The organism is Cryomorphaceae bacterium, from assembly GCA_017798125.1.
In the GTDB taxonomy this organism is placed as follows: domain Bacteria; phylum Bacteroidota; class Bacteroidia; order Flavobacteriales; family ECT2AJA-044; genus ECT2AJA-044.
The window spans coordinates 252,285-270,781 of record CP059070.1; the positions used below are offsets into that span (position 1 = coordinate 252,285).

At 48.4% G+C, this 18,497-nt stretch carries 18 protein-coding genes; 8 read left to right on the top strand and 10 right to left on the bottom strand.

The annotated features are described in order from the left end of the window. Window positions 1–143: 143 nt before the first annotated feature. Window positions 144–383: a hypothetical protein gene (locus tag HZ996_01065; protein ID QTN37779.1), complete on the top strand. Its 240-nt coding sequence runs from the start codon at window positions 144–146 to the stop codon at window positions 381–383. Here HZ996_01065 and HZ996_01070 read toward each other — a convergent pair. From HZ996_01070 to topA, 9 genes are all read right to left on the bottom strand, one after another. Beyond that, window positions 377–1,381 carry an FAD-binding oxidoreductase gene (locus HZ996_01070; GenBank protein QTN37780.1) on the bottom strand — a complete coding sequence of 335 codons (1,005 nt, stop codon included), beginning with the start codon at window positions 1,379–1,381 and terminating at the stop codon, window positions 377–379. The genes HZ996_01065 and HZ996_01070 overlap by 7 nt on opposite strands. Beyond that, the gene (locus tag HZ996_01075; protein QTN37781.1) at window positions 1,378–1,782 is read right to left on the bottom strand and encodes a hypothetical protein; all 405 of its coding nucleotides are present in this window, start codon (window positions 1,780–1,782) and stop codon (window positions 1,378–1,380) included. The genes HZ996_01070 and HZ996_01075 overlap by 4 nt, the downstream gene beginning before the upstream one ends. A gap of 139 nt (window positions 1,783–1,921) precedes the next feature. After that, window positions 1,922–2,785 carry a gliding motility protein GldN gene (gene gldN, locus HZ996_01080; GenBank protein ID QTN37782.1) on the bottom strand — a complete coding sequence of 288 codons (864 nt, stop codon included), beginning with the start codon at window positions 2,783–2,785 and terminating at the stop codon, window positions 1,922–1,924. Window positions 2,786–2,797: 12 nt separating this feature from the next. Next, window positions 2,798–4,354, bottom strand: coding sequence for a gliding motility protein GldM (gldM, locus tag HZ996_01085; GenBank protein QTN37783.1), 1,557 nt, complete (start codon window positions 4,352–4,354; stop codon window positions 2,798–2,800). A gap of 32 nt (window positions 4,355–4,386) precedes the next feature. Next, complete coding sequence (gene gldL, locus HZ996_01090; protein QTN37784.1) at window positions 4,387–5,013, bottom strand: gliding motility protein GldL; 627 nt, start codon at window positions 5,011–5,013, stop codon at window positions 4,387–4,389. Between the two features lie 94 nt (window positions 5,014–5,107). Next, window positions 5,108–6,433: an SUMF1/EgtB/PvdO family nonheme iron enzyme gene (locus tag HZ996_01095; GenBank protein ID QTN37785.1), complete on the bottom strand. Its 1,326-nt coding sequence runs from the start codon at window positions 6,431–6,433 to the stop codon at window positions 5,108–5,110. A gap of 125 nt (window positions 6,434–6,558) precedes the next feature. Then, window positions 6,559–7,491 carry a type IX secretion system membrane protein PorP/SprF gene (locus HZ996_01100; protein ID QTN37786.1) on the bottom strand — a complete coding sequence of 311 codons (933 nt, stop codon included), beginning with the start codon at window positions 7,489–7,491 and terminating at the stop codon, window positions 6,559–6,561. Window positions 7,492–7,644: 153 nt separating this feature from the next. Further along, window positions 7,645–8,814: a formimidoylglutamase gene (locus tag HZ996_01105; protein QTN37787.1), complete on the bottom strand. Its 1,170-nt coding sequence runs from the start codon at window positions 8,812–8,814 to the stop codon at window positions 7,645–7,647. A 9-nt stretch (window positions 8,815–8,823) separates the two neighbouring features. After that, window positions 8,824–11,145, bottom strand: a complete 2,322-nt coding sequence (gene topA, locus HZ996_01110) for a type I DNA topoisomerase (GenBank protein ID QTN37788.1) — start codon at window positions 11,143–11,145, stop codon at window positions 8,824–8,826. Window positions 11,146–11,308: 163 nt separating this feature from the next. On the opposite strand from topA, the gene miaB reads away from it, so the two are divergent. The 7 genes from miaB (at window position 11,309) to groL (ending at window position 17,918) form a co-directional block, all read left to right on the top strand. After that, entirely contained in the window at window positions 11,309–12,778 is a 1,470-nt protein-coding gene (miaB, locus tag HZ996_01115) for a tRNA (N6-isopentenyl adenosine(37)-C2)-methylthiotransferase MiaB (GenBank protein ID QTN37789.1), read from the top strand. Window positions 12,779–12,813: 35 nt separating this feature from the next. After that, entirely contained in the window at window positions 12,814–14,064 is a 1,251-nt protein-coding gene (locus HZ996_01120; protein QTN37790.1) for a sigma-54-dependent Fis family transcriptional regulator, read from the top strand. After that, on the top strand, window positions 14,061–14,561 hold the full coding sequence (locus tag HZ996_01125; protein QTN37791.1) for an LptE family protein: 501 nt from the start codon (window positions 14,061–14,063) through the stop codon (window positions 14,559–14,561). Before HZ996_01120 ends, HZ996_01125 begins: the two co-directional genes overlap by 4 nt. A gap of 3 nt (window positions 14,562–14,564) precedes the next feature. Further along, window positions 14,565–15,425, top strand: a complete 861-nt coding sequence (locus HZ996_01130; GenBank protein QTN37792.1) for a hypothetical protein — start codon at window positions 14,565–14,567, stop codon at window positions 15,423–15,425. Window position 15,426: 1 nt separating this feature from the next. After that, window positions 15,427–15,786 (top strand): preprotein translocase subunit SecG, encoded by a 360-nt coding sequence (gene secG, locus HZ996_01135; protein QTN37793.1) that lies wholly within the window; start codon window positions 15,427–15,429, stop codon window positions 15,784–15,786. A 184-nt stretch (window positions 15,787–15,970) separates the two neighbouring features. Continuing rightward, window positions 15,971–16,249, top strand: a complete 279-nt coding sequence (locus tag HZ996_01140) for a co-chaperone GroES (protein ID QTN37794.1) — start codon at window positions 15,971–15,973, stop codon at window positions 16,247–16,249. Between the two features lie 34 nt (window positions 16,250–16,283). Further along, complete coding sequence (gene groL, locus HZ996_01145) at window positions 16,284–17,918, top strand: chaperonin GroEL (protein QTN37795.1); 1,635 nt, start codon at window positions 16,284–16,286, stop codon at window positions 17,916–17,918. 100 nt (window positions 17,919–18,018) lie between these two features. Here groL and HZ996_01150 read toward each other — a convergent pair whose 3' ends face one another. Next, the gene (locus tag HZ996_01150) at window positions 18,019–18,471 is read right to left on the bottom strand and encodes a GatB/YqeY domain-containing protein (protein ID QTN37796.1); all 453 of its coding nucleotides are present in this window, start codon (window positions 18,469–18,471) and stop codon (window positions 18,019–18,021) included. Between the last annotated feature and the right edge of the window lie 26 nt (window positions 18,472–18,497).

Genomic DNA, 18,497 nt, shown 5'->3' on the forward strand with positions numbered 1-18,497 from the left:
ATATGTTCAAGAAGGGATCCCGCTTGTTCAGCATCTTTCGAAATCGATGTCCCCGATGTCACAATGGACATATTTATCAATCGAAGAATCCGTATGCCTTGAGCAGGATGACGCAAATGTACGAAAGGTGCAGCCACTGTGATTTGAAATACGAAATGGAACCTGCCTTTTGGTATGGTTCTATGTATGTGGCCTACGGGCTGGCAGTGGCCGTGAGTGTTGGGATGTTCGTGGCGACTGAAGTGCTGTTCGATTTGACCATTACCGAATACCTTATATATAATGGTATAGTTCTTTTGGTATTGATCCCTGTTATGTGGAGAGCCTCGCGGCTGGTCTGGATCAATTTATTTGTGAGCTATAAGAAAGAGTTCGATCAGTAGAATCGGGCAATGTCAACATCGGGCCGTAGGCCCATCCCATCCAGCAAATGGTCGGCAAGTTCGCTGGCAAGCAGTGGAGCCATAAGTACACCGCGGCTTCCCAATCCATTGAAGAATACGTCTCTTTCATTTTGACTAGATCTACCTAGAATGGGGCGGCGATCCTTGGTGGTCGGTCGAATGCCCCACTCGCGTCCGATGATTTCATATGGGGCGTCAATGAGATTCCGGACCTGCTCCTCTAAATAGGATTGCCCCTTTTCCGAAATGGTAGGGGATAGATCAAAATGATCATAGGTAGCGCCGATTCTGAGTTCTCGCTCCCCTATGGGTAAGATGAAAACTCCAGCCTTGATGATCGCCTTGGTCCTCCACGGTTTTTCGAGCCGAATCCTCAGAAGTTCTCCTTTACTCGGGCGAAGCGCATCTGTAGGAAAACCACCGATTGATTGAGCGCGAACCCCAATCGCCCAGATCACTAAATCGAAGTCAGAAGATGTAGATTCGTCGATTTCGACATACTTGAATCGATTCAAGGAGGAGAAGTAAATGCGCACCGCATCCATGAAGGCCTGTGTATCGAACCATCCGGCATGATTAACTTTGCCCATACCATGAGCTCCCTGTAGCCCTGGCGGCAGTGGCTTAAGATCAGGGCTCAAGTACTCACTGAATCCTGCAGTACCGCTGATTTCCATCCATTGATTCTGTTCGGCAATATCGTGGAAGCGACGATAAACAGGTACACTATGTCGCCAATACCCACCTAGGCGTTCCTGCCAATCAGCATAGAACTGCTCCTGAAAAGGAACGAATTCATCAGCCCGCCAAACCTTTTTCATACGCTTGAGGACCAGTGGATTCACTAATCCTGCTGCGACAGATGTCGATTGATTTCGCTCTTGAAAGTCTGCAAGATGTACCTCGACACCCCGATCGACTAGAGTGAGCGCCATACAAGAACCCGCCAAACCCTGGCCAACAACGAGCACCTTCATCGAAACAAATATCGAAGATTCAAGCCGAGATCAGCAAGCAGATTTGGGCCGGTACTCCCACCACCGGTGATTTGGGTGTCCGCCATGAAATGGTAATCAACCCCCAATGAAAATGGAATATGCTCAAACCGATACTCGAAACCCATACCGCCGTCAAGTCCGCCACCACTTCCTTCGTATAGTGGAGATTCATCGCCATAGGCTCCATAATGCAATCCTAGACTCAAGTATCCTTCAAAATTCCCGGTCCCGATGTTTAGGGGTTTGGTGAAATCGGTATGCCACTCCCAAAGACCTGTCATAAGTACCCCGTTCCAACTGGTCGTTAACATGACTTCGAGCGCCTGACGAGGTTTGATATAGGCTTTGTAGTTTATTCCATTCGTGACGCCGAGGCGCACACCAACGGAATTCCGGTATTGGGCATTTGCTTGATTTGGCCAGCAGGTCAGAACTAGCGCGACCGCAAGGATCAGCACCAAAGAAAAAGAACTCCTACGCGAGGCGCAGGAGTTCCTTAAATTTTTGCTTCCGAATGAATCAATATTCCCAGAGATCATGCTCGAAATTACGAATCTCTTCTTTGATTTTCTCCGCTTCTAAGAGTTGCTCCATTTGAGAATAGCGCTTGTAATCATAAACCAATCGGTCATATACGTTATTCTCTTTTGTAATGTAGCTGTGGAAAATGCGCTTATGGAAAATCTCATCAAATGTGCGACGCTCCGCGTCATTCATTCGATTAAAGGTTTCGTGATTCGCGAGTACCGGGCGGGTTTCCGGGAACCACAACCAGAATAGCTGCTCTTTCTCAATCTGACCTGTCGCTTGATTCTCTTTGTACGCTACAGGGCAAATTCCGAGAATCCGAACTTCCATAACGGAGCGTTCTTTATCAAAGAACCAGTCTTCTTTAAGCAGATACTCCAAGACGTCACGGCTTTCTACCTTAATGGTATCCAACCGCCAGAACGGCTCTCCAGTATTGATATCAAAATCCTGAACACTGTCTACAGAGAAGATCTTTGCCGAAACTTCTTGCGGGGTCAATGTCCGTTTGAATTCATCATCCGCATAAGCAGTAATGGATCCTTCGTTGACTACGGCTTGGAACAAAACTTCTGAAAGCGACTTACGATCCTTGATCGGTACGATCGGATAATAAAGTGGGTGATTCAGCTTCTGCTTCAAGTCGATTTTTTGCCAATAGCGCTTCATCCACATGACATCCGCCTCACGCAAGTGGTGATAAGGGATCACGCGATTTTCTTTGAAGTGATGCTTGATGAATACCGCATCATCTTCAGCTGTCGGCTGTCGGTTGTAGTCCAATACGGTCTGCGCACTCGCAACGGAGGCGATACCGATCATGGTGGCTACTAAGAATCCTTTTACTGACTTCATGGTACTTAACTATTACTGTACTGTGAAAACGATGGCTCCACAGTTTTTCGTGCCATCCGGGCCTTTTGCCTGAATATTTGTGAAGGAAATATCTGAACCCGGCTTCATATCCTGAATCAAACTTCTTACTTCACCATTAAACTGGTTTCCGGTTACTCGTACCGTTTGTGTGTATTCCCCTTTTTGGGCACGAACGGTAAACGACGTTACACGGTAGTTAATATCGAATGGGAAATCCTGCAAGAAGGCTCCAATACCTTGAGTTCCTCCTAGCGCAGATTTCGAAATCTTTCCTTCTGTCTTACCAGCGATCATTGCGGTTGGTGGTGGAATACGCTTCACACGGAACTTCATATCTCCGATGTTCTTCATTTTTCCATTCACCTCTGCAGCTACTTTAATGGTAGCCTCAGTTCCTGTTTTAGCTGCCTTTGCAACATATGATCCCTTTGATCCAGAAATAGAGCATCCAGCACATGAAACTTGCAACTTATCTGGTGCAATTCCAGGTACAGACACATCAATTGGATTGTCCACACCTCGATAGATTACGTTCATCTTCGTTGGCGAGATTACCGCCGCAGAACGCGCTACTTGATAGGTACGAGGGGCAACTCCATAGCTCTGTACACCGGATGGTCCATCAATTTCAATTGCTCCACCCCAAGTGAAAGCTCCCTCAGAAGTAGCGGGTACTTCGTAGATTCCTTTACCGTTGCGGACCGGAACTTGAATTCCCTCTCCAATTGGATTTCCTTCTTCGTCATACTCATTGTAAACCGTAACTACCGGTTGTTTGGTAGAGTCAAATGCCGCGATGAAAATCTCAGCACGGAAGGTGTCTCCAGTAAAAACGTATGAGTTTGGCACAATAGCCGTTGCCTCGAGTGCATTTACCTTCACGTCCGTTGCTCCAATCTTGGCTTGCAAATAAGAGATTACATCACTTTCCGTTGCACGTACATCAGATTGCATTTTCGTCAAGAAGGTTACAATCGCCATTAGTGGATAATGCTCAAAGTTGGCATCTTCCCAGCTGGCTTGTACATCTCCAACTTTCTGCTTACCGGTATCGAAAATGGAGGTAATGTTGGCTTGCAAGCGATCGCTTCCTTGAGAGTTTTGCAACAATACTTCACGGTAGCTATCGAGCTTCCCTTTAAGTTCAGTTGCCTTTTTCTCTTTCACCAACAAGTAACTCGCCGCAACCTCGCGGTTGTCCATTTTCTTAGGCTTGTTCTCATCGTCAACACCACCGGAGCGCTCAATGAGGGTATTCTTCAAATCCTCAATGTACTTGTCCATGGCGTCAGCCTCAGCTTTCACGGCGTAAGCGGCATCGCGCCACTGTTTCGTTTTCACTGGGTTGTCCTGCATCGCCGCGTCAAACGAGGCGTATACACCACTGTTCTTTTCCTCTACCTTGATATTCGTGGTGCTCATAGAGTTGTTCACCTTTACGAATGCATCGAGGATTTCCTTAGATACGTTCAAGGCCAAAAGAGCGGTCAACACGAGGTACATCATGTTGATCATCTTCTGTCTTGGTGTTAATTTTCCACCTGCCATCCTAGTTCTTTTTTATCGATTAAAGATTAGGATTAAGCATTGTTGCCGCCACCCATGGCTGACAACATGTTGCCGTAAACGTTGTTAAGTGCTCCGAGATTTTGAGCCAATGCAGCCACCTCAGCTTGCAAGCGCTTGCTGTCTTCAGCAGTCGTTGCCAAATTCTCAACCAATGCCTGAGAAGCCTCAGATTGACGATTAGTCGATTGCAATTGAACTTCGTACAAGGCATTCAAAGACTCCATGTTCTTGGCTGCCTTAGAAACCTCATCGTTGTAGTGTTGCGTTGCCGCAGCAGCTTCGATGGTTTCATTCAATTTAGAAGCAGCTTCTCCAAAGTTGGTCAGACCTTGTCCCAAGCTTTCGATCAATGCGCCATCGATTTTTGCTTCTTCCAACATGTTATCCAACTCTTGAGTTGGAGTCAAGTTGCTTTTCTTTTTCTTATCGTCGCCGTCGCTGTCCATTCCTGCTAATTCAGGATAAACCAAGCTCCAATCCACTTCTTCATGTGGTTTTTCAAAAGCGGAAAAGAAGAAGATCACCGACTCCGTTCCCAATCCCACGATCAACATGATATCTGCTCCGGGCAAGTGCAAAATCTTGAAAAGTGCTCCCAAGATTACAACAGATGCACCCCATCCGTAGAGCTTCGCCATGTTATTCTTCCATCTTCTAGAGTTTACGTTGAAAAGCGCCATTTTTAGTAGTACTGATTTGTGTTAGGTTAAATGTAAATTAAGTAGAGTAGTCTTATTGGAAATCAGCGAGGTCACGTCCCATAAAGGACTGAACCGTGCGGAATCCAATGTAACACTTGGCGGTATCCTGGTACTCGAAATCGCGAGTAGCCACCTCCAAGTAGTAACCAATATCTTTCCAAGATCCACCGCGAATGACTTTTCGCTTCAATGCGGGAGGATCGCTGTCCTTAGCATCGTATTGGAAGTCCGAATTCATGTCGTGTTGGAACTGGTATGCTTGAGGATCGTAGGCATTTACGGTCCACTCTGCTACGTTTCCAGCCATGCAGTACAAACCGTATTGGTTTGGCCAGTAGCTCGTAGTCTTAACTGTTTGGAATCCTCCATCATCCACGTAGTTTCCACGAAGCGGCTTGAAGTTTCCGAGGAAGCATCCGCGGCTGTTGCGGATATACGGTCCTCCCCATGGGAACATGTTATTGTCGAGACCACCACGCGCCGCATACTCCCATTCGGCTTCTGTTGGCAATCTAAATTCTTGCTCGTATGGCTGCTTATCTGATTCCAAATAAGCATCACGATAGCGCGAACGCCAGTTGGCAAAGGCGCGCGCTTGATGCCAGGTCACCCCAACTACAGGATACTCATCGAACGCAGGATGCCAGAAGTATTTATCGTGCATCGGTTCGTTGAAACTGTACGAGTAATCGTGAATCCAAGCCAAAGTATCTGGATATACAGGCAGTTCGCGTTCCTCAATGAACTCGGCGCGAGAATCAATTCCACCACCGTACTCACCCGTTCTCCAGTCGTAACGATTCTTTTTCAACGCCGCTTTACGCTTGTTGATGTAGAAATAGCGGTATATCAATTTCCGCGGATCAACATAACGACGTCCGTAGAATTGCTCTTCAGGAGTGAAGTACATTTCTTCAAGCGCATAGCGGAAATCCTCGTCGTCTGAGTCGTAGCGCAGAGGCTCTTCCCAATTGAGGCGCGGCTCATCCAAGAAGTTTCCGTATTCGTCTTCTTCAATTAGGTCATATCCTTCAACTCCATTTTCACCTAAGAGAAGGCGAGCAATCGAGTCGCGTACCCAGAATACGAATTGACGGTACTCGTTGTTGGTGATTTCCGTTTGGTCCATGTAGAACGCTGCTACAGAAACCGTGCGGCTTGTGTTGGTAAGGCCGTAAGGCACATCTTCATCGTTTGCACCCATGTTAAAACTACCCATTGGAATGTAAACCATTCCATAAGGGTCGCTTGGGTACCACGTTTGACGATTTTGTACACCCACCAGCTCTCCGTGGTCAGAACCCGCACAACCGACGAGCAGTAAACCTACGAGGGAGGAAAGAATGAGTTTTCTCATTGCGCTTATAATTAATTCAATCCGCTTACGCTTCTTGAAATATTCGGAGCCTCTTCAATCAAAACAGAAAATCATCGGCTGGCTTGAAGTCGATGATTTCCTCTCATATACTGAGAACGACAAACTTACAAAAATCTTACGTTCCGGTATCGAGTAGGTTCCTTTGGAGGAATCTCAATGGTGAAGCAATAGTTCACAAATGCCTCAAAACTTCCACTCGAATTGTTTCCACTCAGTGCGCTTGTACCAATGTCGTACGAAGCACCGAAGCGCAGCTGGTCATTCAACTGATAACCAAGCAATACCGGAATACCATCCTCGAGCCTATAGCTAACGCCGGCCCAAAACTTGTTATTGTACATCGCGAGTACGGTTGCATCGAAACTGATCGAAGCCAAATCGTACTTGATCAAGGCTGAAGGCATCAACGTCCACTCAGGCGTCAATTCCCAATCATATCCCCCGGTAAAATAGAGGTGTTGTGACTGTGTCAAATTCGTTGCTGCCCCAATTTGGTTATCCAAACCAGGAAGGTGTGTAATACTAATTCCCGCATACCAGTTGGTGGCGCGGTACATGGCACCGATTCCGGCATCCATCGCAATGGCGTTTCCGTCACCCTGAGGAATAACGGCATCTCCTGATCCGTTCCCCCCGTTTGGATCAACCCATTCAGCACCCGTAATTCCGGCATCTAAGAATCCGAAATACGCCCCAATTCCAAGCTTTCCATCTCCTGCATCTAGGTGATAGCTGTAACTGAGTTTAACATTTGTTCGGGTTAAGAAGCCTTCTTCGTCTCGCATGAGACCGAGTGCCAATCCGCCGTGAAGAACGTCAATAGGCATCGAAGCATTGAGGTTCATCGTTGTTGGTGCTCCCTCGAAACCCATCCATTGAGAACGGTATAAACCATTCACACAAATCGAACCATCTAAGCCGGCAGCTCCCGGATTGTAGTTCACTTGGTTGAACATGTAGTGGGTCCACTGAGGATCTTGCTGTGCCCAGGCGGTCATGACGCAAGCAATCAATCCAAGCGTAAGAATTCTTTTCATAGGTCCGTTTTAGCCCAGTAATCGCGCTGAAAAGCACGAATACAAGCGGTTAAAGGTAACGAAAAATAATTTGCACTCTCCCTTTAGGTTAATGACAAAGGCTGTTGAGTAACGTCAAAAATAAAAGAATTCTGGCAGTAGCAAAATGCTTCTTCAGGAAAGCTTGCGAAAAGCTCGCATCCAACGATCGGGAATCTCGTCTTCTGCAGCCTGCAAATAATCATTATAACTGCAAGGTATTAGCGCATGGCGCTTGTGGAAAATGGAGGGGTCACCATGAAGCGGCACCTCTATCCACCAGCGGCCCGATCGATCGCTTTTGTAGAAATGCAGTTCCTGATCCAAAACGGAGTTTGGAACAATGTACTTAGCGTAAGTGGATCGATCACCGAACGGAAAATCATTTTTACGCACACTCACCCCTTCCAAGAAGTACCAAATCATTTGAGCCGCTAACCGAGCCGTCTGATCGTGCCGATCATACTGAGGATTGTATTCATAGATCCCAAAGCTCGTTAGCTTATCACTCATGCCTGAATAGCGGGCCAAAGCACAGGCTTGTTCCCCGTACCATCCGTTCGGAGATCCGTGTCGATTGGCTGGGGCGTCGCTGTGCCGAATACTGCGCACATCAAAACTTACGATGTCCGCATCGCGCAAAATAGGCTCTGCTTCAGCAATGTTCGAATGAAAGTTCCCAATACGGTGACGTTCGAAATGCAGACTCTCCATCAGGTCGATCTCTTCTTGATGAACGTAATACGTCTGAAATCCTAGGCTTGAATAATTGAAAAGGATATTTGGCTTTTCGAGGATGATGTGCGAAAGAAAAGTCTCATTGGACATTTCCTGATTATTCACTCCCAAATCGAAACGACTATCGATGGAGCAAATATTGACACTCTGTTCCAGTTTCTCGTAGGCTTTGTAATTGGCAAAGGTCAAATCTTGGCTTCCTCCTATTATAATAGGTATACAGTTTCCTCGAATAAGCTCATGCACAACCGTACTCAAAGCAAAATACGTATCGTCTACTCGATTTCCCGGTTCTATGTTGCCTAAGTCGACAATATCAAAAGACCAACGACCGTAGAAGAGGTCATATAACTCCCGGCGGATGTAATCCACACCTTCCCCGCAACCGTCATTACGGCGGGCCCGTCGATCTTCTTTCACACCAATCAGTGCGATGCGCGCGGATGACCAGGAAGGGAATTCTCCTTCTTCCACAAAGGCCTCTATCCTCGAACCAACCGACGCCGGATGCTTATTGGTCCATTCCTCAGCAAAATCAGCACGCAGGGGTCGAAAGAATTCACGCATGAGCCAAACTTAGCTTTTTTTGGTTCTGCGGGCACCTCCCCGCTTCTTGGTTTTAGGCGCCTCCGCCTGCAAGCGCAGACACTCTTCTCGAGTTAGCGACTTGGGATCCACATCTTTTGGAATCTTAATGTTCTGGCGTCCTATTTTGATATACGGGCCATATCGGCCATTGAGTACCTGAACCACAGGCTCTTCATCGTCGAAAACATGGATAAACTTATTCTTATCCGCCTCTTTCTTGGCTTCAATAAGCTCAATAGCTCGTTCCAGGGTCACACTCATAGGATCCTCCTCCTTGGGTAAGGAAGCAAAAAGACGTGCTTGCTGAACATATGGTCCAAAGCGACCGATGTTGGCTTTGATCACCTCACCTTCATACTCGCCGAGTTCCCGTGGAAGCTTAAACAACTCCATCGCCTCTTCAAAGGTGATGGTTTCAATGTGTTGATCCTTGCGAAGACTAGCAAAGCGCGGCTTTTCCTCATCGTCTACAGAACCGATTTGAATCATTGGACCAAAGCGACCAATACGAGCGATGACCGGCTTACCAGATTTTGGATCCTCTCCTAGCTGACGCTCTCCGGTGGCCCGTTCCGCATTCTCTTGAACGTCTTGAACGGTATCGTGGAAAGGTTTATAGAAGTCCTGGATCATATTGTTCCACTCCTCCTGACCTTGAGCAATTTTATCAAACTCTTCTTCTACATGGGCGGTAAAGTGCAGGTCGAGAATATTCCCGAACTCTTGGACCAAGAAGTCCGTCACCACCATCCCAATATCCGTAGGGAATAACTTGTTCTTTTCAGCACCGGTAATTTCTGTAGCCGTTTCTGTGCGTACTGCGCCATTTTCCATGGTCATGATTTCGTACGCGCGCTCCACTCCTTGCTTCTCTGTCTTCTCAACGTAGTTTCGAGCGAGGATGGTCGAAATAGTCGGTGCATAGGTGGAAGGACGTCCGATACCGAGCTCCTCTAATTTCTTCACCAGACTGGCTTCCGTATAACGGGGAGGGTGCTTGGAAAAACGCTCCGTGGCCGTAATCCGTTCCACATTTAAGGTTTCGCCTTCGCTCATTCGAGGCAACATTCCAGCTTGCTCCTCACCTTCGTCGTCCGTCCCTTCGAGGTAGACTTTTAAGAATCCATCAAAAACGAGCACCTCACCTTTGGCCGTAAATCCAGGAGCATCTCCAGATCCAACGACTTTTACAGTGGTCCGTTCCAATTTTGCCTCACTCATTTGAGAAGCAATAGTTCGCTTCCAGATCAGTTCGTACAAACGCTCTTGATTGCGATCCGCTCCTGCTGAATGACGATTCATGTACGTTGGACGGATAGCCTCGTGCGCTTCCTGTGCATTATCGGACTTCGTCGTGTATTGACGTGTCTTGCTGTACTCTTCACCGTAGGCCGACTTGATCTCGGCTGCCGCGGCACCTAGCGCATCTTGACTCAAGTTGGTACTGTCCGTACGCATATAGGTAATCAGACCACTCTCATAGAGGCGCTGTGCTACAGACATCGTTTGAGCCACCGAGAAGCCGAGCTTTCGGGCAGCCTCTTGCTGAAGTGTAGATGTTGTAAATGGCGCAGCCGGTTTCTTGGTTCCTGGTCGTTTCTCAACGCTGTTCACTGTAAACGTCGCAGAGACGCAGGCTTGTAGTGCTTGTTCTGCGCCCTCACGGGCCGATGGACGTGTCGGTGCCTCTGCCTGAAACGCTACACCTTCGCTGTTCTTGAAGAATCCTTGGATCCGAAAGCTATTCTCTGGGGTAAAAGCAATAATCTCGCGCTCCCGCTCAACCAATACGCGAACGGCAACAGATTGAACACGGCCTGCAGACAAGCCCGTTTTGACTTTGCGCCAAAGCACCGGCGATACTTCAAAGCCCACGAGGCGATCCAAGACGCGACGCGCTTGCTGAGCATTGACCAAATTAATGTCAATCTCCCGCGGGTTTTCCACGGCTCTAATAATGGCATTCTTGGTGATCTCGTGAAATACGATTCGCTTGGTATTCGCAGGCTTCAACCCGAGGGTCTCATACAAGTGCCAAGCAATGGCCTCTCCTTCGCGGTCCTCATCCGTCGCTAACCATACGATTTCGGCATCCTTAGCTAACTTCTTGAGTTCACTGACGGTCTTCTTCTTGTCCGTACTCACTTCGTACTTCGGTTGAAAACCGTTCTCGATGTCGATTCCCATGTCCTTTTTGGGGAGGTCTCGAATATGTCCAATACTCGATTTGACGAGGTAGTCTTTACCTAAAAAACCTTCAATGGTTTTCGCCTTTGCGGGGGACTCGACGATCACTAAATTCTTTACCATAATGTCAAATTATGCAGCGTAAGGGGCTTGCAAATTAAAGGAATAATACCCGCATCAAAACAAAGCCAGTTTTAAATCGTTCCCCTAATCGATGAAAATTGAACCTGCCATATTGGCACTCGCTTGCTGGTTTTCATACCTTTGCAGGCCTAACGAATAAGTGATGAACGAAGTACATTTCGGCAATAAGGTAATCGACGAAGGACGGCAAGGAGAGGCGGTAATGCTCGAAACAGAGGAGCTCGGAAAAGGGCGCAAACTGTACATCGAAAGCTACGGCTGCCAAATGAACTTTTCGGACAGTGAAATCGTCGCCTCCATTTTGGGAGACAACGGATTTGAAACCACGCGCAACATCGAAGAGGCGGATGTGGTCTTTGTAAACACCTGCTCCATTCGTGAGAAGGCCGAACAAACGGTCCGCAATCGATTGAGCCATTTCCACAAGGCCAAAGAAGCCAAACCAGAGATGATCATTGGAGTACTCGGCTGCATGGCTGAGCGTATGAAAGAGACGCTGCTCGAAGAAGAAAAACTCGTGGACATGGTTGTTGGACCAGATGCCTACCGAGATCTTCCCGAACTCATTAAAGAAGTGGACGGCGGAAGAAAAGCCGTAAACGTCATCTTGAGTAAGGAGGAGACCTATGCCGATATTGCTCCCGTTCGTCTTGGTGGAAATGGAGTCACTTCCTTTGTGACCATTATGCGTGGATGCGACAACATGTGCACGTTCTGCGTGGTTCCTTTCACCCGAGGTCGTGAGCGCAGTCGTGACCCACAAACCATCGTCAATGAGGTAAAAGACCTGGCGGCAAAAGGATATAAGGAAGTCACCCTATTGGGTCAGAATGTGGACTCTTATCTATGGTATGGAGGAGGACTCAAGAAGGACTTCAAACAACTAACAGAAGAAGAGCAGGCTCAGGCCGTGTCCTTCGCTGATTTGCTTGAAAAAGTCGCTTTAGCTGCTCCCCAAATGCGCGTCCGATTCAGTACTTCTCACCCAAAGGATATGTTGGACGATGTGCTGCACACCATCGCCAAGCACGATAATATTTGCAACTACATCCACTTGCCCTTCCAAAGCGGTAGCAACCGAATTCTGGAATTGATGAATCGCGGGCATACACGGGAATGGTACAAGCAACGCATCGATCGAATTCGCGAGATCATTCCAGACTGTGGAATCTCTCACGATATTATTTCCGGTTTTTGTACAGAAACCGAAGAAGACCACGCGGACACTTTGGAGCTCATGGATTACGTAAACTACGATTTCGGCTTCATGTTCAACTACAGCGAGCGCCCCAACACCATGGCTCAGCGCAAATTTGAAGATGACGTACCTACTGAGGTCAAAAAGCGCCGCCTTCAAGAAATTATCGCGAAGCAACAAGAGCACAGCCGCGTTCGAAATCAAGGCTATGTAGGAAAGACGCATCGCGTACTGGTTGAAGGAACATCCAAACGAAGCGAAGAGCAACTCTTCGGACGAACGACGCAGAACACCGTTGTGGTATTTGATCGCGAAGACTACGCTCCAGGAGATTACGTTGATGTAGCGGTACATGACTGCACCGCAGCGACACTCTTGGGTAAAGCCGTTGGGAAAGCAGACGGACCTGCTTAATCAAGCCTTAGAACAGAGAATAAAAAAGAGAACACTTGGAATTACAATCGGTCAAACAACGCTTTGAAATCATCGGGAATAGCCCGCTGCTGAATCGTGCCATGGAAAAGGCCGTTCAGGTGGCACCCACTGATATTTCCGTACTGGTGACCGGTGAGAGTGGCGTTGGTAAAGAGAGTATTCCTCGAATCATTCACAGCCAATCAGCTCGGAAGCACAATCCCTACATCGCAGTGAATTGTGGAGCCATTCCCGAAGGAACGATTGACAGTGAACTCTTCGGTCACGAAAAGGGAAGTTTTACCGGAGCAACGGCTGCGCGAAAAGGGTATTTCGAAGAAGCCAATACCGGAACCATCTTTTTGGACGAAGTGGCGGAATTACCACTATCCACACAAGTAAGGCTCCTTCGTGTGCTGGAAACCGGAGAGTACATTAAAGTGGGGTCCAGCAAGCCGCAAAAGACAGATGTTCGAATTGTGGCCGCGACCAACGTAGACATGGAAGAGGCTATTCGAAAAGGCCAGTTCCGTGAGGATCTTTACTACCGAATGAATACGGTAGAAATTCACTTACCCTCACTTCGGGAGCGCGCGGGCGACATTCACTTACTCTTCCGAAAATTTGCCTCGGATTTTGCCAACAAATACCACATGCCAGTTCTCCAGCTGAATTCGGAAGCAGTGGATTTGATCAATCACTACCGCTGGCCGGGAAACATTAGACAGCTCAAGAATTTCACGGAGGAAATGAGTGTCATTGAGACGGAAAGACTCGTCACGGCGGAAACAGTACGTCGCTATCTTCCGGAAAGTGGACGCTCTAACCTACCGATGATCTATCGCGATCAGCCGGGCGTGAAAAGTGAGAGCGACTTCAGTTCAGAGCGCGACATTCTGTACAAGGTGCTCTTCGACATGAAGAACGACATCAACGACCTCAAGAAATTGACCATGGAGTTGATGAAAGAAGGCGGTCAAGCCGATGAAGAATTCCGTCAAGAAAACGCCCAGCTCCTCGCTAAGGTCTACGAAGATTACGATGCAGGGACCACCTTGGAAATTCCAGACACTCCTAGTGCAACGCCAGCACCAACCAAGACCATCAATACGGAGATCTACGCCGATGAAGATGTCATTGAAGAGCGATTAACGCTTCAAGACAAGGAAATCGAGATGATCCGCAAGGCCCTGGATCGCAATGCGGGAAAACGCAAAGACGCCGCCAAGGAACTCGGTATATCTGAGCGAACACTGTATCGGAAAATCAAACAATACGACCTATGATCCGTCGCTTCATTTTGATTTGTGCGATCGCCCTCACGGGCGGATGCGGGGGTGGCTACTCCTTCACTGGAGCGAGTATTTCCCCAGACGTCAAGACCGTTTCGGTGGCCTATTTCGAAAACTACGCACCGCTGATCAACCCTACCCTGAGTCAGGTGGTCACGGAAAAATTGAAGGACATCTTCTTGGTGCAAACCAGTTTGGAAGTGGTACAAATGGACGGTGATCTCCAATTTGAGGGAGCCATTGTCGACTACAACGTGCGACCCCTGGCGATTCAGGCCGATGAGCAAGCGGCGCAGAACCGTTTGACCATAACTATGGCCGTGACCTATACGAACACCAACGATCCAGAAAAGGACTACGAATCACGATTTACGCGTTTTGGCGATTTCGACTCAAATGAAGACCTTGCCTCTGTCGAGGAAGAACTCGTAGAACAAATCACTACGGAACTGGTCCAAGACATCTTCAACAAGGCCGTAGTTAATTGGTAAAGTATGGAAGCAGGACGCCTGCTTGAATGGATCGATGACCCCGCGCAGCTCAACGGAGCAGCCGCTGAGTCCTTGAACGACATACTCGACTCCTTCCCGTACTTCGTACCTGCCCGTATGCTTCAACTCAAAGCGCTGGAGCAGGAAAACAGCTTCCGCTACAACGGTCAACTCAAGAAAACAGCGGCATACGTCCCAGACAGAACCGTACTGTTTGACTTCATTACGAAGGCGAGCATCGCGCCGCAGGCGCCGACCGAAGAAAGCCAGGAAGAAGTTCTCGAAACGTCTTCTCCGAACATGGCACCTTCTGCGGAACGGCAGTTAGAGGACGTGTTGGAGGAACCTGAAGAGAATACGGAAATTGAAGAGGCTATTCGAGAAGCCGGTGATGCCGAGCCGGTGATTGGCCGACCGCTCAAATTTGATCGCAGCGAACGACATTCCTTTGCCCAGTGGCTGAAGCTGACCAGTATGAAGCCGATCGATCGAGACACGGAAAACGCTGAGCCAGCCGTGGAACAAGATAATTCCACGGAGGAATTGCCGGATACTAAGCTCGAAGAGTCCACAGAAGAGGAACGTCCCATTAGTCGTCAAGACCTTATTGATCGCTTCTTGGCGGAATCGCCTCGGATGAGCCCTCCTCAGAAGATGGCCCTCGGAAAGGGCAACATCGCTCGCGCCAGTTTGGAAGAGGACGACTCATTGATGACCGAGACCCTGGCACGCGTCTACACAGAGCAGGGATTGTACGATAAGGCCATTAAAGCCTACCGTTTACTGAGCTTGAAATATCCCGAAAAAAGTGGTTACTTTGCCGACCGAATTAACGAGATCAACGATCTGAAAGAGAGAAAATAAGATGTACACGTTGTTTGCAGTTTTGATCATCATCACTTGTATCCTACTCGTTCTGGTGATTTTGGTTCAGAACCCGAAGGGAGGAGGATTGTCATCTACGTTTGGTGGAGGAAATCAAATGTTCGGCGTTCAAAAAACGACCGACTTCTTGGATAAAGCGACTTGGACCTTGGCTGGTGTTTTACTCGCCTTGACCTTGTTGAGCAACTTTGCTATTGACCGCGGAGAAGGAACCTTGAACGAAGGTTCTCGCGTACAAGACCAAGTCGAAGATGTGGCGCCAATCGTTCCACAAGCTCCTGCCGGAGGCGCAGGCGACTTGAACCAGATCCCTACTGAGGGAGACGGAGCAGCAGAATAAGCGCACCGTTTACAAAACTTTTAAAATGCCAGTCTGACAATCGGACTGGCATTTTTTATTGAACCCTGTCAGGAATTCCGCGTTGTGGAACTGACAAAATGTACGTTCCACGCCTTGGCACAGTTTTGGTCCAACGCGGGGTGAAGAAACTCGAAAATAAGTTTAACTCATAACCCAAGTAGAAATGTCAGAAGTAAACATCAAGCCATTGGCTGATCGCGTGCTCGTTGAGCCAGCTCCTGCCGAAACCACCACTTCTTCTGGTATCATTATTCCGGATACCGCTCAGGAGAAACCACAGCGCGGGACTGTCGTTGCTGTTGGAAACGGAAAGCCAGACGAGCCCTTGACCGTGAAAGTAGGCGATAGCGTCTTGTACGGTAAGTACTCTGGAACAGAATTGTCTTACGAAGGCAAAGACTACATGATCATGCGTGAATCAGACATTTACGCGATCCTCTAATCTGAATTTCAAACCTTAAAAAATACCTTTAGCAATGGCAAAGGAAATCAAATTCGACATCGAGTCACGCGATGGACTAAAGCGCGGAGTAGACGCGTTGGCCAACGCCGTTAAAGTGACCCTTGGACCAAAAGGTCGCAATGTTGTTATTCAAAAATCATTCGGATCTCCAACCATCACCAAGGACGGTGTATCGGTAGCTAAGGAGATCGAACTTGAAGACGCTCTGGAAAACATGGGCGCTCAAATGGTGAAAGAAGTGGCGTCAAAAACAGCGGATCAAGCTGGAGACGGAACCACTACAGCCACCGTATTGGCACAAGCCATCGTCACAGCAGGATTGAAGAATGTCGCTGCAGGAGCCAACCCAATGGACCTCAAGCGCGGTATCGATAAAGCGGTCACTACCATCATCGCCAACCTTCAAGACCAATCTCAAGCGGTTGGTGATAGCTTTGACAAGATTGAGCAAGTTGCTGCCATCTCTGCGAACAACGACGAGAGCATCGGTAAGTTGATTGCTGAGGCCATGAAGAAAGTAGGAAAAGAAGGAGTCATCACTGTTGAGGAAGCAAAAGGTACCGACACTACGGTAGACGTAGTTGAGGGGATGCAATTCGACCGTGGGTACTTGTCTCCATACTTTGTGACCAATAGCGAGAAAATGGAGGCTGATTTGGATGCTCCATTCATCTTGATTTTCGACAAGAAGATCAGCAGCATGAAAGACTTGTTGCCGGTGCTGGAACAAACTTCTCAAAGTGGACGCCCATTGTTGATCATCGCTGAAGATATCGACGGAGAGGCCTTGGCTACACTCGTAGTCAACAAGATCCGCGGAGCGCTCAAAGTAGCCGCAGTTAAAGCGCCAGGATTCGGAGATCGCCGCAAAGCGATGTTGGAAGATATCGCCATTTTGACCGGCGGTACCGTCGTGAGTGAAGAGCGCGGATACAAGCTCGAGAACACGACCATGGACATGTTGGGAACCGCTGAGAAGGTAACCATCGACAAGGACAACACCGTGATCGTAAACGGCTCTGGAAGCGAAGATGACATCAAAGCTCGCGTAGGTCAGATCAAAGCACAAATCGAGACAACAACCAGCGATTACGATCGCGAGAAATTGCAAGAGCGCTTGGCCAAATTGGCGGGTGGAGTAGCTGTACTTTACGTAGGAGCTGCTTCTGAGGTCGAAATGAAAGAGAAGAAAGACCGCGTTGACGATGCCTTGCACGCTACCCGTGCAGCCGTTGAAGAAGGCATTGTTGCCGGTGGAGGGGTTGCTTTGGTTCGCGCCATCAGCGCCATCGACGGAGTCTCTGGAGAAAACGACGACGAAACCACAGGAATGGGTATCGTTCGCCGCGCCATCGAAGAACCACTGCGTCAAATCGTTGCCAATGCCGGTGGTGAAGGATCTGTAATCGTTGCCAAAGTAGCGGAAGGTAAAGCAGACTTCGGATACAACGCGAAGAACGACACCTACGTGAACATGCTCGAGGCGGGAATTATTGACCCGACGAAAGTAACGCGTGTCGCTTTGGAGAACGCAGCATCTGTTGCCGGAATGTTGTTGACCACTGAAGCAACCATCACTGAAATTCCAGAGGAGACTCCAGCAGGACCACCTCCAGGAATGGGTGGCGGTATGCCCGGAATGATGTAAGCGGAGCACCGCTTTAAAACATAGGCGAAAGCCAAACAAAAAAAGCCCCGGAACGCATATTCCGGGGCTTTTTTATTTCGTGCCGTAGGCACTAAAACACTTAACTCATTAGCTTGCTCTTGACCAAGTCAGCGACGGTTTTTCCTTCCGCGCGACCTGCAGCCTGTGCATTGACCATGCCCATAACCTTGCCCATGTCGCCCATTCCTGAAGCACCAGTCTTGGCGATGGCCTCGTCCACGATGGAAGCCAATTCTTCGGCGCTGAGGGGCTCTGGCAAGTAGCCTTCGATCACAGCGAGCTGTGCGGCTTCTTCCTCGGCCAAATCGGCACGACCCTGTTCGGTGTAGGTCGCCATACTGTCCTTGCGCTGCTTTTGAAGCTTCTGGAGGAGTTTTATCTCATCGTCCTCACTCATTCCCGCTCCAGCGCCTTTTTCGGTCTCAGCGAGCATGATAGCGCTCTTAATGGCACGCACACTTTCCAAGCGAACCTTGTCTTTGGCCTTCATGGCCTCCTTCATATCCTGGGTGATCTTATCCTTTAAGCTCATAATCTCAGATTTGTAGCAAAGATACG